Origin of the sequence: Armatimonas sp., assembly GCF_031410135.1 — a bacterium.
Taxonomy (GTDB): domain Bacteria; phylum Armatimonadota; class Armatimonadia; order Armatimonadales; family Armatimonadaceae; genus Armatimonas.
Genome location: NZ_JANNYP010000717.1, coordinates 1 through 14539, shown reverse-complemented (window position 1 = coordinate 14539; position 14539 = coordinate 1). Strand labels below are relative to the sequence as shown.

Genomic DNA, 14539 nt, shown 5'->3' with positions numbered 1-14539 from the left:
TGCCCTGGGGAGATATAGAGGGAACGGAAAGTGTCTCAAATCATTGTGGCACACAGGGTACTCACAGCAAGTCGAGACAAGACCTCAAGACTCTGGGATGTGTCAACGGGAAAAGTGATTCAGACATTCACAGGGCATTCTGACAGAGTTATGTCCGCAACATTCTCCCAAGATGGAAAACAAGTACTCACAGCAAGTGAAGACAAAACCACTTGCCTATGGGATATGGAAACAGGAAAAGTGATACAGACACTCACAGGACATTCTGACGGAATCATGTCCGCCGCATTCTCCCAAGATGGAAAACGGGTACTCACAGCAAGTCTGGACAATACCGCTCGCCTATGGAACATTAAAACAGGAAAATCGGTACATATTTTCAAAGGAAATACAAGTGAAATATATTCGGCTACCTTTGCCTATGATGGCAAGCGAATCCTAACCGCAAGCAACGACAAAACCGCAAAGATCTGGGATTTGGAGACGGGAAAGCCGACACAAACATTCAAAGGAAATTCTGACGGAATCATATCTGCTGTCTTCTCTCCGAATGGCAAACAAGTCTTAACTGTCAGTCAAGACAATACAGTTACAATCTATTATATCTTAACAGGAAGAACATTACAAATAAAAAAAGTACGCCCTAATGAATTTATATCAGTTGTATACTCTACAAATAGCAAACTAATCCTGACTAATACAGATAATATCGCCAGACTCTGGGATACAGACACAGGCAATGCAATACAGATATTTAAAGGACATACTGATGGAGTTATGTCGGCTATATTTTCTGCAGATAGTAAACGAGTCCTAACTGCAAGCATAGATAAGACTGCTAAACTCTGGGATATAGACACAGGCAGGGTGACACAGATTTTCAAGGGACATACTGATGGAGTTATGTCGGCTATATTTTCTGCAGATAGTAAACGAGTCCTAACTGCAAGCATAGATAAAACCGCGAGACTCTGGGACATAGCGACGGGAAAGGAAATCCAAACCTTCACAGGCCATTCGAGTACAGTCACTTCAGCCGTGTTCTCCCCCGATGGAAAGCGAATCCTAACTGCAAGTTTTGACAAGACCGCAATACTCTGGGATGTAAAAACAGGAAAATCGGTTCAAGTCTTTAAAGGACATTCAGCGGGCATGTACTCAGCGGAGTTCTCCCCAGATGGCAACCGAGTCCTTGCACATGATAAATCCCCGGCAGCAAAACTCTGGGATACCAAGGCAAGCAAAGAGCTTCAGGTCTTCACTGGATTTTTCAGCCAGGGGGTCACTGCCGCATTCTCTCCCAATGGCAAGCAAATCCTAACCGCAAGCGACGATAAGATCACAAGGCTCTGGGACACTGAAACGGGAAAAGAGCTTTGCTCTCTAATCCCCTTCGACGACGACACTTGGGCAGTGACCGATCCTGAAGGGCGCTTTGATGGCTCCAACAGTGGCAAGGTCAATGGCCTCCACTGGGTCATTGGCCTTGAACCCGTCAGCCTAGATCAGGTCAAGGGATTCCACGAACCCGGACTCCTCGCACGTATCATGGAGAGAAAGGAACCGCCCTTCCAAGTCACCGATTTCACCAAGTACCCAGCGCTTCTCTATCCCGAGATACAGCTCAACGAGCCCAAGGCAGGCGAGAAGACACTCCAGATCACCCTCACCAACCGAGGCGGAGGCATCGGGCAGGTCACGGTGAAGGTGGATGGTGCGCTCTTTATCGCGGACGCTCGACCAACAGCCTTTGACGCCAAACAACAAAAGGCAACTCTCACCGTGGATATGTCCACACTCGCGCCACTGCCAGGCGAAGCGCAGCGACAGATCGAAGTAACGGCACGCAACGCCTTTGGAGATGTCCCCATTACCAGCCGAGGCGTCATAGCAGCCTACGAACCACCCAAATCAGCCTCTATCGAGCCGCCACGCTTCTTCGCCCTCTGTGTTGGCACCGGAAACTACGCAGATCCCACCCTCAACCTCACCTACGCTGCAAAGGATGCCAACGACTTCCACGACGCCCTCGCGCTCGGAGCAAAAAAGCTCTTTGGGGCGGCGAAGGTGCACACCACGCTTCTCACCAGCGACGCCAAAGACCCCAGCAAGCGTGCCAGCCACGGCAATATCACTGCTGCACTGGAGGCCATCCGAAAAGACGCCAAGCCCGCCGATGTCTGCCTGCTCTACTTCGCCGGGCACGGCGTCTCCTTTCGGGAGAGCACCGCCGCCAACGCCATCGAGAGTGACCTCTACTGCTACCCCACCATGGAGGCAACCGGGCTAGACCCCATCACCGTGCGCTCCCAGAGCTTTCAGGAGACACGCGCCATCACCAGCCGCCAGCTTGCCCACTGGATGAACGCCAAAGACGGCATCCAGGCCACCAAGAAAGCCCTCATTCTCGACACCTGCTCCGCCGGTGCTGCCGAGCAAGCGCTCCTGATGGCGGTGCGGGAGATCACGCCCGAGGATGCCGCACGAGGACGCGCCATCGCAGATCTTCGTGACAAGACCGCCTTCCATGTCCTGATGGGCTGTGCACGGGACCGCGCCAGCTACGAGGCTAGCGAGTACGGCCAGGGCTTGCTCACCTACGCACTCTTGGAGGGCATGACCGGCCCTGCCCTCAAAGACGATACCCTCGTAGACATCCCCACCCTCTTTAGCTATGCCGAGCGCCGTGTCGAGCAGCTTGCCGCTGGGATCGGGGGCATTCAGCGCCCGCTCGTCTCGGCACCACAAGGCGTCGCGCTCCCCGTAGCGCAGTTTGGTCAGGAGGAACGTGGGCAAGTGCGCCTCGCGAGCCGCAAGCACCGGGTGCTCGCCCCTTCGTTTTTGGCCGCATCGGGCCGAGACACCCTGGGTCTGACACCACGTGTCACCGCCTATCTCAGAGAGAGTGCCCTTGCCTCCCCTCGTGGCGGAAGTTTCGTGTTCTTAGAGCGTGGTCTGCTCCCCAGCGGTATCCAGCCCACCGGCATCTACAAGCTCGATGGTGACAAAGTTCAGCTTGACCTGGTTCTCTCCCGCGGTGAGAAAGAGCTCCAGACCCTGCCCCTGACGGGAAGCAAGAGCGACCCCGAGGGGCTAGCGAAGAAAATCGCCACTGCCCTCCAGCAGCGTCTGGAAACTCTCCCTTTAGACGAAAATAAATAAGAGACTGTGTACAAAACAGTCTCTTATTACTGGCCCCCCTTGCCCTAGCCTAACTCACCGCTAAAAACGTATTGTCTGGACAACTTCGAGAGGCTGCCCTTTGCCAAATGCAATATCGATCCCTAAAATTCCCAGACCATAGGTGGCACCGCCCCGGCTAGAGTAACCGGCACGTAAGGCAAGCGGCCCCAGCTTTTGCTCGCCTCCGAAGCGAAGCTGCTGCTTTCCTGTAAGATCAACGAGATCACCCGCGATAGTCAAACCTCCTTTGTGGAAACTTGCTCCTGCAGAGACAGTCTGCACCACCGGGTCAAATAAAGTGCCACTGGCATCTTTGAAGGTCAGACGCGGCTTGACTGCATTGGTCACAACGAGTCCTCCCGCCAAACTCGCACCCGCTTGAGACCACTGGCCCATCAGCCCAAGATCAGCAGCAATTCCTTTTTGGGAAAGGTAGTCACGCCCACCGAGTTCAGGAGCGGGGGTTGCATTGAAGCTCCCTGAGCCATCCGAGGTTGCAATGTAGCGCGAGTACACGGAGTTCAGGTACTTGACTCTTCCCCCAATAGCGAGAGCTAAATCCGTTTTTTGCCCCCCCGCGGACAGCTTTCGCAGGGGAAGCTGAATCCCCACACCGATGGAAGGCAGTGTATAAAGAGCTGCCGCAGAGATCTCTGAGCTTGCCCCGGCTGGGGCATCACCACTCCCACCGCCTTGTGCCCACCGCTTTAGAGACTCTCCTGGAATCAGCTTACCCTGAGTTACCCCATTCGTCTGGAGCTCCAGTGGCCCCATGCGCAGCCCAAAGCCTGCATTTAAACCAAATTGTGAGTCTTGGCTCGCAAACTGGCGAGCCATCTCCGTGGCTGCCTCCTGCTTTTCCGACTCCGTGCCACGGATGAACTTAGAGACATTGCTTAGCTTAGTGACCTCGTTGATCCCACCGGATGTTCGTAGCCCCAGAGTTGGTAGCGAGACCGATAGCTTCTTCGCGAAAGCGAGTGAGGCAGGGTTTGCACGGTTCGCTCCACCCGTTGCTACCCCTGCACCTCCCATCGCAAAAGCACGAGCCTCACTACCAATGGTGACATTTCCAAGCTGAGCATGAGCTGCGGTGGCAAGCCCTACAACCATTACCGTGCTAACAATTCTAATCGTCATTTCGTTTTCCTAACTTTTTGGCGCTAAGCCAATGAAGATGGCTCTATAGTAGCGGCGAAAAAATAGGGAAGAAGTGACCTTTGTTACACTAGAAAAAGACTAGCGTACAACCGTATAGGAAATGCTGGAAGTTGACCAGGCTTCGTTGCTGGAGAGCATCACGCCATCGCGTTTCCCGTTTTGCACCTGGCGAAGAAGCTTCCCCAGAGGGGTTTGGCCCGCCCTCGTCTCTCTATCAGCACTGGCGGCCTCGAAGACGGGGCGCAGGTCTACGTTTCCTGGTAGGGCAAATGCCTTAATGAGTTCAGTGCCAACAGGATCGCCTGGGCCAAAAGGACGCCGACCAGTCCCTATTTTGGTTGTGGCAGGTGTCTGTGGCTCTATCCAGATATCCTTGAAGCCAACAGTGCGCCACTTGCCATCTGGCTCCAAGGGGAGCACGCTACTGTCACGCTCAAAGGGGAATAAGGGAAAGATTCCTCCTTGGGAATCTATATCAATTACCGTCACGTAAGCCGGTCTTGTCCCTCGATTACGCACCTGAAGCGTAAACCAGTCCTTCCCTATCCGCCACGGCTTGGGTTCCGACTGTGGCAGATCACCTTCCCATATCAACATGGGATGATTCGGATCCTCTTCTTTGTCGTTGTAGCCCTCAGGCCGTTTAACCGAGCAGGGAACCATTCGTAGCTCGACCCGTATTTCTGCATCGGCACTGACAGATCCCCCTTCCAACTGCCGGAGCTGGAACCGAAGAAATGCTTTCTGGAGCAGCTCGCGCACCGGGGTGGGACGTGTCTCCTTAAACGCTAGCAGTAGGGCATTATCGGGGAGCTGCCTGAGCTCGAAGCCCTCCTTGGTAAGAGAGAGAACGGCATCGCCTCCTTTCCCCGCTTCAGGGATCAGCGTGACAAGCCCCTCGGGGCCGCTGAGAGTGGCCAAAGCGGCGCGTAGTGTCACGGCCCGCTCCTCTGTCACTTTGAGTAGTGAGGCGATATTCAGTCGGAAGGCCGCCGGGTCGTAGCGATGCTCTTTCTCGACAGCCCATGCTCCCACCAGTGTCGTCAGAAGTGCTTGGGACAGAGGCTTCTGATCTAACGGCTCCAGCCAGGCACGTGTCAGCTCAGTATCTACCACGCGCAAGCTAGTAAGAGGCATTGTTGCCGTAAAATCCTGGGTGCCAGCGGGATAGAGCTGGTAGACCGAGCCCAGACTAACCCCTTGAATCCGGCCTGCTGCCAGGGCAATATCCCGGGGAGCATTAGGATCAGCACTGCGTGGGAGGAGCTGGACAGGAACATAGGTAGGTAAGGGAACTGCTGTCCCTCCCAGCACGGGGCGGCGAACCTCCCCTTCAATGAGTGGGAGCTGCCCTTCGCCAAAGCGTGCCACCATTCGTGCCTGAACGGTCTCGATCACCTCTTGATAGGTCGTCCGTGTCCCTGCCTCACGGAGCACCTGCACCAGAAAATACGTAAAGCGCCCCATCGCCTGCGCCGCACGCCCTCCCGTGATATCCGCAATCTCCCCCAGCTCCAGCTCCGCCGCCTTCTGATCCGAGCGACACGCCAACACCGCCGTATAGCCCTGTCGGCTTCCCTTGAGAACCCCCTGTATGGATTCAACGGGGGCAGTAGCCATTGCTTGCTGTGGAGGCTTGGGCTCATAGCCCGCCACCACACCACGAACCCGTGCTGCGCCTCGCACGTTACTGACGATGTGGCCAGAGTGGCAGCAGTCAAAGGTCATCAGTAGCGACCCCTTTGTGCCAACCTTGTCTTTCAGAGCCTGAACCAACGGTGTCAACTGCGTGTCGGTAAGCTCATTGTGCGCCTCAGGATCCGTTGCTGTCTCCATGCGCCAGTCAGAAGGCACAAGCGTGTAGTGCTTACGACCCGCACGGTCAAACTTATAGGCACCATGCCCACTGTAGTGTACAAAAACGGTATCGCCTGGCTTGACTCTCTCTGTTAGAGCTTGAAATTCATGCACGAGTGCAGCATGAGTCGTCTCCGTTTTGGACAGACAGACCTTGATCTGCTCGGGCGCAAATCCGAACTTCTCACGCAGTAGCTTTGAGAATACTTCTATATCATTTGCGGCATGAAGATCCATGTAGCGCGGCCCGCCCTGTGCGTAAGCACTCACTCCGATCAGTAGCGCGGCCCGCCCTGATTGCGCTTTCACCATGCCATGTGCCTTAGCACCCGAGGCAGCTAAAAGAACACCCCCAAGAAGAAACTCTCTTCGAGTAGGCAAGTCGTTTTCCATCCGATCCATCGCTCATTATAGCAAAGTTACCTAACAAGCACAGAAAGTCGCTCCACGACTAGCGATCAGTGGGGTAGCTCAGAACACCCTCTACCCGATTTTAGCGAAAACTAAAGAAGTTAGAGGGTATCGGTTTGGTATTTCGGGAGGCATTTCAAGAAAGTGGACGAACTGCGGGCTGGCAGTGATGACTCATGCATCAGACACCTCGAAGACCCTATCGTAAAGTGGCGGATAGTGACACGGTATCAGTGACTACAAATAGTGGTGTGGGAGTGGCCACCCAAGCCACTATCAACGGCCACCACAGAACTCAAACAGAACAAGCCGCCTGGTGCAAATAATGACAGATAGTGACTGCGTGCCGAAGCCCCCCAGCTCAAAGCCACTAGCAGGCGCCTGGCTCAAAGCCCGCTGGGGAAGCGTCTACTGCGTTGGCTACGTGTAAACTCGGCGAGGAAGTCCGCCCCGGAAACCCAATCGCCCGCGTCCATCTCCTCCAGCGCTTTCTTGAGGTCATCAGGAGCGGGGCGCATGAGAATATCGGGAATCGTGTCGAGGGAAGACTCTTGCTCTTCTTCCGCCCCATCGAGCAGCTCGTCGAGCGCCTCCTGCGGGGAGAGCCCTCGCGTGGTCGCAAAGCGGTGCAAACGCGCTTCGGTTTCAGGCTTCTCAATGGTCAGGCTCATAGATTCGCTTCCCTTCGTGCCTCGCTCAAGAAGTCAGGCATCATAATTATATCAAGCGATTCAGCCTATGCACTCCATCCCTTTGCGCTTCTCCAGAATCCGGGCCAAAGCCGGGATTCGGGTCGCGGCCAATAGCTCTGCACCCGGTTGTACAGTTGGAAATTCAGGCATTAACTTGATCCGCTTCACGTTTTCAACGGCTTTAGTCTCGCTAGGATGTGTGGTGGCGGGTGAGGGGGGAGCAAACTCTCTGCGAATTGCCTCACGCAGCCATGCCCCACGATTGCGAATGTTGCTAATCTGGCCACGGTAGGCTGCAACAACACGCTCGATTTGCTCGGTACTCAAAGCCTTCTTAGTGGCCTCTCGTGCCAGCTCCTGGGCTTCATGAAGTGGGACAATCTTTTCTAGGCAAGAGACAGCAACAGCCTGCATTTCGGACTCTCCAAAAGTCTCCGTACCGACACCTGCACTGTTGTCGTCTTCTTTCCCTACGGGAGAGGTCTTTAAAGGAGTCCCCCTATCGAGAGTGCAACTTTTGGTATTTGAGAGTGCAATCGATGGTGCACTTTTGGTGCAAGAAAAAGGCACCTCAACAACTTGTAAAACGGATTGTGGAGTCGCTTTAGAGCGAGAGCCGAAACGGCCACGACTAACCTTTGGGAGCCGCACCAAGGGAGCAAACTCAATCCCCCGCTCCCCGCGTCGTCGTATAGGATTCCACGAGATCCAGCCCGCCGCCTTTAGTTCCGCGATAAGCTGCCAAGCACGACGCTCCGAGACCCGTAGCATCGCGGCTAGGGTAGGGAAGCATCGAACAAAACCCGTACCAGTACGCCGGGCGAGGTTGGTGATAGTGCGGAAGGCGAGGAGAGCCGACTTACTGACGGCCTCCTCAGTTGCGAATAGGGAACGCTGATTATTGGCTGCTTGCACGAGATTGGCTCCGTGCAGGAAGAGGATAAACCCAGGTGATCGTAGAGGGTTTAGAGGGCCCCATATTTAGAGCATCACGACCGACGTGTGCACTTAGGGTTAGGAGATTTTTTCCGAACCTCTCCGCAAAAAAACCAAGAAACCCCTTCGTGTGAAGGGGTTTTCTCTTATCAGACCAAGTGTGTTCTGTAGCTCTTATACATTTTTGTCTCCGAGTTTTATTGTTTTTGGGAAACTCTCAAACTGTCCGCCGCCGTGTCGCCACATCTCAAAGGTCGCCTCGCGGGTCTTCTTGTTGAGCCGGACAATACCATAGCCTGAGCCTTTTTTGTGCGCGACGTCCTCAGGCGAAACTGGCCCGCCGACTTCTTTGAGCGTGTTACTGCCCTTCTCCGGGTTGGCGGCGGCCAGCACGGTTATTTTATGTCCGAAGCTGTCAGTGAAGCGCCCGGTGATGCTGGTGCCCTCGGGCCACCAGGCGCGCGGCCAGCCGTTGGCGGTGCCGGGCACCATGAAGGCCAGCGGGCCATCGTCCCAGTTCTCGATTCCGTGCCGCAACAAAATCCCACTGTGCTGATCTCCCGCCAGCATGAGCACTGTCGGGTTGAGCGCAGTGAGCGCCCGCCGCCGCCCCGACTGTGGCCAGGCGTTGCAGTCCAGATCGAGCTTGATGGGATTGAGCTGCGGCCCCGAGTGCGTCGCAGCGTGGCAGAAGATCGTCTGCGAGAGAACGACCTTAAACGGCGCGGGCTCTTTTGACCAGCGGGCCAGAAAGCGCTCCTGTCGCTCGCCCAGAAGCTGTGCACCGGGCACGTCCAGCGCCTTGGGATCAGACTTGGCTTGCTGACGAAGCGCCGGGGAGACGGCATCATCCGGGCCGGTCTTGAACTTGCGGTCCTCGATCACAGCAAAGTCCACGCCACCGTACTTGAGCTGCGTGAAGTACACACCAATGCCTTGCGCGACCGGCGCAGGGTCAATGGGATCGGGCAGGTGCGCGGTCTGGGTGCGCTGCACGACGCCTACCCACTCAGCAGGCATCATGTAGCCACCGTTCTCTTGCTTGCCGTTTGGCGCGGGCCGTCCGCCCTGGCCCCAGACATTGCCCTGAAAGACATCGTGGTCGTCGGGGAGGATCACCGACGGGCGATCTCTGAGTAGCTCGCGCCACATCCAGCCAAAGTGCCAGTATTTGCGTAGGTAGTCCAGCGTCGCGCGATCAGTGGGCTTACGGATGATCCCAAAGCCGCCGTAGTTCTCGTAGATCTGGTCGCCTAAGAAACACAGCATATCCGGGTTTTGCTTCGCCACCATGCCCGTGAGTCGCGTCTGGGGAAAGACATAGCCATGGTCGCAGGAGAGCACCCCCACCGTCAGGCTCTCGCGCTCCACCGGATCGCGGCGGATCGTTCCTTCCCAGAGAAACTCTTTCCCCTGCCAGGTGTAGGCAACCCGATAGGCCATGTCCGCGCTGGCCTTCCAGCTAGGAACGCGAAAGAGCGCCGTGCTGGAAAGCGGCTCCACTGTCGCCTCACTAAGCCTCTCCCAGCGATCACCACGCATTGCATCGAGCCGAACGGTCTGAGCGTCGGACTTTTCCAGCGGCGGCAGGAGCGCCAGGAGCTTGAGCACGCCTCCGGAGAGTGTGTACTGTGTCCAGAGCAGCGGCCCAAACACCCGCTCCGGGAAGTGCGCCACCCGTTCACCGTCTACTTGCCAGTTGCTGTAGCGCCAGCGGAGAATCGGCTGGTTGTTGCCCTCCGGCTGATTGCGCGGTGCCTCAGCCAGAAGCGCGATATTCCCGTGAAGCGCTGCTGCATCTAACTTTGCCCCGACACTCACCATTTTCTCGCCCTGCGTGCCGGTCAGTGTCGCCGCACCATCTGCCGCCACGCTCAACTTCAGCGCAATGGCTTGTTTGGCATCAAGCGCTTCCGTGCTCACTGTCTCGCCCAAAAAGAGCTTCCCATCGGCGCGAATCCCAGCCTCAAGCTTGTGCTGGTAGTGCCAGAGCGCGTGGCGAAAGTCATTGAGCTGGCCGCGCAAGGCAAAGGCAAATCCCGCCCGCACCGCCGACGGCTGCGCGGCAGTGCCGTCCAGCCGCACGGTCACCCAGAGCGTAAACGCGCCGGGCTTGTCGGTCAGCGCATGGGTCAGCAGGTGTAGCAAGCGCCCCTTGGCCGCCATTGCCACCACCTCGCCACTCTCCACGCTCCAGTCTTGCAGTGGTGCCGCCCAAAACTCCGGCCCCACCCAGCGGCGGGTGCCCTTCCAGTCACTTTGAAACATAATTAAGCTTTCGTTATTCCAGCACAAATGCGACACTGATCCTAGCGCTGATGCTGATCGTGCCCGGAGCAAAGACGGATGTAGTATCATCGCTGAAGCGCCCGTTACCCATCTCCGTTCGTTGGAAATTAGTACTGTTTGCATTGGACCAGGCAGGTGTTAATCCTGTGTCTGCATCCTCAGTAATGCTATAGGACTTGCCTACCTTAGCTCCAAGCTCCTTGGCAAGAGCCGTGGCTTTCTCCTTGGCAGCATGAATCGCTTTGGCACGGGCCTCATCGCGCAACTTTCTCAGCTGGGACGTCCGCAGGATCGCTTCCTCCACCCCGGTTGCGCCCATTGCCACAGCGACAGCCGTCACATCAGGCACTTTCTTGATGTCGTGGAGGGTGCAGGAAACGCTCTGGGAGACCTGGTAAAATGTCACCTTCCCAGTTTCCTGATAACTGCCGTTCGTGTAGTTTGCTCGGATCTGGCTCTGCGACGACTGGAGCTCCGCTTCAGTCACACCCGCGGCTCGCAGGGCTGCAAGGAGCTTCGTGGCTCGCTCTGCTTGTTGTTGCCGTGCCAGTGCGAGATTCACACTACGAACTTCAACTTGAAAATGCAAATCGGCCAGATCGGGCACCACGTGCAGCTCGGCACTGCCCGTGGTCGAGATGAGGCGCGGCATTGCTGACTCGGGCACTTTTCGAAAGACCACCAAGGACGTGATCGCGGCTGCGACAAACGTGATCGCGGCCGCAATGAACAGAAGGATAGTTTTCATGGATTTGGTTCCTTGAATACAAGGGTACTCCATTTTTTGCTCCGCGGTGTCACGATTATTTCTTTCCTGCCAGCGGAGCATTGGTGGACTTGATCCAGGCGAGCAGGTCTTTGAGCAGCTCATCGCGCTTGCTGGGGTTGGTCTCGGCAAGATTGACGCGCTCGCCGATGTCGGTCTTCATGTTGTAAAGCTCCAGCGCGTTCTTGCCACCATCGAGCACCCACTCCTCATGGTAGAGGTGCAGCTTCCAGTCGCCCTTGCGAATCACCGAGACGGGGCGGGTGCGGAAGTCTTTGTCACGGCCTCGGATCACTGGATCGTTGAGGTAGCCGGGGAAGTGCCAGAAGATCGCTTGGCGTTTGAGTGCACTGCCGCCCTTAAGCAATGGGACGAGGCTCTCGCCATCCAGCGGCTTGGGGGGCGTGGCTCCGGCAAGCTCCAGAAATGTCGGGTAAAAATCGACGTTGATGACCGGCGTGTCGCAGACGCTGCCGGGCTTGGTGACGCCGGGCCAGCGGACGATCAGGGGCTCGCGGATGCCGCCTTCGTAGTAGCCCCCTTTGTTGCCCCGAAGCGGCTCCTGCGACGACTGCTGGGTCGCGCCATTGTCCGACGTGAAGACAATCACGGTGTTTTTCTCTAAATCCAGCGCCTTGAGCTTCTTCAGAAGCACGTCAACACTGGAGTCTAAGGCAGAGAGGCACGCGGCGTATTTCGCGTTTTTGTGCTCCTTGCCCGCCGTCTTGCTTTTGAATTTCTCCAAAACTTCCGGCTGCGCTTGCAGCGGCGAGTGAATGCCGTGGTGGGCTAGATACACAAAAAACGGCTTGGCTTTGTTCTTCTCGATAAACGCGCAAGCCTTGTTCGTCAGCGCAAAGACGCCCTTCGGATCGCTCGGCGGCCCCGTTTGGTTGCCCTCACCGCCTTCTTTGAGGGGGCCATTCCCAAACGAGTCGTAGGTCTCGTCGAAGCCCTGCTGGGAGGGAAGTGCGCCCTCGGTGGGGTGCATGAGGTGCCACTTCCCGAAGTGTCCCGTGGCGTAGCCTGCCGATTTCAAGGCATCGGCGAGCGTGATATTCTCTTTCAGCAGGCCCTCTTTATTGGGGTAGGGAGTGAGGCGCATCAGCGCCTTTGGCCCCCGATCCGTGCTCCCGACCGCGTAGACTCCGTGGCGTGGCCCGTAGGTTCCTGAGAGCAGGCACGCCCGGCTGGGGGCACAGTTTCCGGCTGCGGCGTAGGCATTGGAGAAAACCAGACTCTCTTTAGCCAGCCGATCTAGCACCGGAGTCTCGTAGAAATCGGAGCCCTGGTAGCCCACATCGCGCCAGCCGAGATCGTCCGCGAAGATCAAGACGATATTGGGGCGTGAGGGTGCCTGCCCCCTAGCCCCCGCCAACCCCCTAGCCCCCGCAGGGCGGGGGAAGAAAATGTTGAGGGCCAAGAGGCAAAGTAAACAGGCTACCAGGAACTTTCGCATCTCAGGCTTTCTTACCCATCGTGACGAACTCCTCCTGGCTCAGGACACCGTCTTTGTTGGTATCGAACTTGGGAAAGCGCAGCTTGGCCTGCTCAGGATCGGTTTGCTTGTCCATAAACTCCTCCATCGTGAGCTTGCCGTCGCCGTTTTTATCCCGCTTTTTGAAGAGCTCGTTACGATCACTCGCGGGTTTCTTAGACTCCGTGTCTGGTTTCTTTTTGGGAGCGTTCCCGGAGCCGATTCCTTTGTAGGCCGCCTCTAACTCACGCGTGAGCTCGGCGATGATCGCGGCATTCTTGGGCTTACGGGCGACATTAACGCTCTCTTTCGGATCGTTTTTCTCGTCGTAGAGCTCCGTGGCAATCGTCTCGTTGGTCGCACGATCGCGCCAGAGAGTGAGCCTCCAGCGAGCGTCGCGGGCGCTGTAGCCCATGACGGGCTTGCCACTGACGTTGCGGGGGTACTGGCTCAGTGCGACCTTGCGCACGGAGGCCGAGGGATTTTCCAGAATGGGCTTCAGGCTCTTGCCATCCACGCCTGTGGGTGCAGGCAGACCCGCCACATCGGCGAGGGTGGGATAGATATCCACAAACTCCGCCAGGGATGCAGTGCTCTTGCCCGCGTTCTTCATGCCGGGGACGCTCAAGATCAGCGGGGCGCGGGTGGCGCGCTCGAAGTTGGTGTGCTTGTGCCAGAGCCCGTGATCGCCCAGCTGCCAGCCGTGGTCGCCCCAGAGCACGATCACGGTGTTTTTGTCCAGCCCCTCGGCCTTCAGCGCATCCAGCACCTTCCCGACCTGGGCGTCCATGTAGCTAATCGCGGCGTAGTAGCCGTGGCGCAGCTCGCGGGCAAGCTCGGGAGAGATCGGCCCAGCGGGAATATTGGGGTAGTTGTGCAGCTCGCCATTGGTGTGGCCCGCAAACTCTGGAGCGCCCTCGGGGAGGGTGTCGTTGTCGGCACCGGGGATATTGGCCGGGTCGTAGAGGTCCCAGTATTTTTGGGGCGAGACAAAGGGCAGGTGCGGCTTGGCGAGGCCCACGGCTAGAAAGAACGGCTTGTCGCCTGTTTTTAGGGTGTGCAGGCGCTTGACGGCCTCTGCCGCCGTGGCACCATCGGGGAGCTGGTTATCGGGCTTGGGGCTACGCTCAAACGCGGGGCCATTCTTTGCCTTGGGATCGTTCGGATCGGCTTTCGCCTGGGAAAATTCCTTCACGCCACCCGTGCGCCGGGTGACGATGCGCTTGGTGAAGTCGGCTTGGTCGGTGTCCACGGACTCACCGCTGGGGTACCAGTGTGGCTCGCTCCACGAGCGCCCGTCTTCGTAGCCGTGGTGATAAATCTTGCCCAGCGCGGCGGTGTGGTAGCCGCTGGCCTTAAAGTGCTGCGGAATGGTGACGGTATCGGGCAGAGCCGTACGGAAGTGCGTCACCAAGTCCCAGACCTTCGTCGCATCGGGTCGCCGTCCCGTGAGCAGAGAGCTGCGCGAGGGCGAGCACACGGCCTGCTGACAGTACGCCTGCCGAAAGACCATGCCCTGTTTTGCAATCCGATCGATATTGGGCGACTTAATAATCGTGTTGCCGTAGCACCCCAGCTCGGGCCTTAGGTCATCCACCGCGATAAACAAAATATTGGGCTTGGTTTGTGCCTGTGCAAAGTTAGGCAAGAGGGCAAGTGCTAGAGAGATAAGGGTAAAGCGAGCGCGAGTGGTTTTCATGGAGACACCTCCGAGGAAAACCCTCGTTTTAGCGAGGGGAGGAATCGGGAACCGTATGGAAGTTCCCG

At 57.1% G+C, this 14539-nt stretch carries 9 protein-coding genes; 1 reads left to right on the top strand and 8 read right to left on the bottom strand.

Going from position 1 to position 14539, the window contains the following annotated elements; all coding sequences use genetic code 11:
• Positions 1-30 precede the first annotated feature (30 nt).
• Positions 31-3162, top strand: coding sequence for a caspase family protein (locus tag RMO15_RS33465; RefSeq protein WP_369016166.1), 3132 nt, complete (start codon positions 31-33; stop codon positions 3160-3162).
• 60 nt (positions 3163-3222) lie between these two features.
• On the opposite strand, the gene RMO15_RS26130 is transcribed toward RMO15_RS33465, so the two are convergent.
• From RMO15_RS26130 to RMO15_RS26095, 8 genes are all read right to left on the bottom strand, one after another.
• Positions 3223-4323 carry a hypothetical protein gene (locus RMO15_RS26130; protein WP_309719705.1) on the bottom strand — a complete coding sequence of 367 codons (1101 nt, stop codon included), beginning with the start codon at positions 4321-4323 and terminating at the stop codon, positions 3223-3225.
• 99 nt (positions 4324-4422) lie between these two features.
• Positions 4423-6603, bottom strand: a complete 2181-nt coding sequence (locus RMO15_RS26125) for a caspase family protein (RefSeq protein WP_309719704.1) — start codon at positions 6601-6603, stop codon at positions 4423-4425.
• A 395-nt stretch (positions 6604-6998) separates the two neighbouring features.
• On the bottom strand, positions 6999-7283 hold the full coding sequence (locus tag RMO15_RS26120; protein WP_309719701.1) for a hypothetical protein: 285 nt from the start codon (positions 7281-7283) through the stop codon (positions 6999-7001).
• 60 nt (positions 7284-7343) lie between these two features.
• Positions 7344-7718 (bottom strand): hypothetical protein, encoded by a 375-nt coding sequence (locus RMO15_RS26115; protein WP_309719698.1) that lies wholly within the window; start codon positions 7716-7718, stop codon positions 7344-7346.
• Positions 7719-8414: 696 nt separating this feature from the next.
• A complete protein-coding gene (locus RMO15_RS26110) occupies positions 8415-10508 on the bottom strand; it encodes an alkaline phosphatase D family protein (protein ID WP_309719695.1) in 2094 nt (697 codons plus the stop codon).
• Between the two features lie 13 nt (positions 10509-10521).
• Positions 10522-11277, bottom strand: coding sequence for an SIMPL domain-containing protein (locus RMO15_RS26105; RefSeq protein ID WP_309719692.1), 756 nt, complete (start codon positions 11275-11277; stop codon positions 10522-10524).
• A 55-nt stretch (positions 11278-11332) separates the two neighbouring features.
• On the bottom strand, positions 11333-12718 hold the full coding sequence (locus RMO15_RS26100) for a sulfatase (RefSeq protein WP_309719689.1): 1386 nt from the start codon (positions 12716-12718) through the stop codon (positions 11333-11335).
• A 37-nt stretch (positions 12719-12755) separates the two neighbouring features.
• The gene (locus RMO15_RS26095; RefSeq protein ID WP_309719686.1) at positions 12756-14471 is read right to left on the bottom strand and encodes a sulfatase-like hydrolase/transferase; all 1716 of its coding nucleotides are present in this window, start codon (positions 14469-14471) and stop codon (positions 12756-12758) included.
• Positions 14472-14539: the final 68 nt, after the last annotated feature.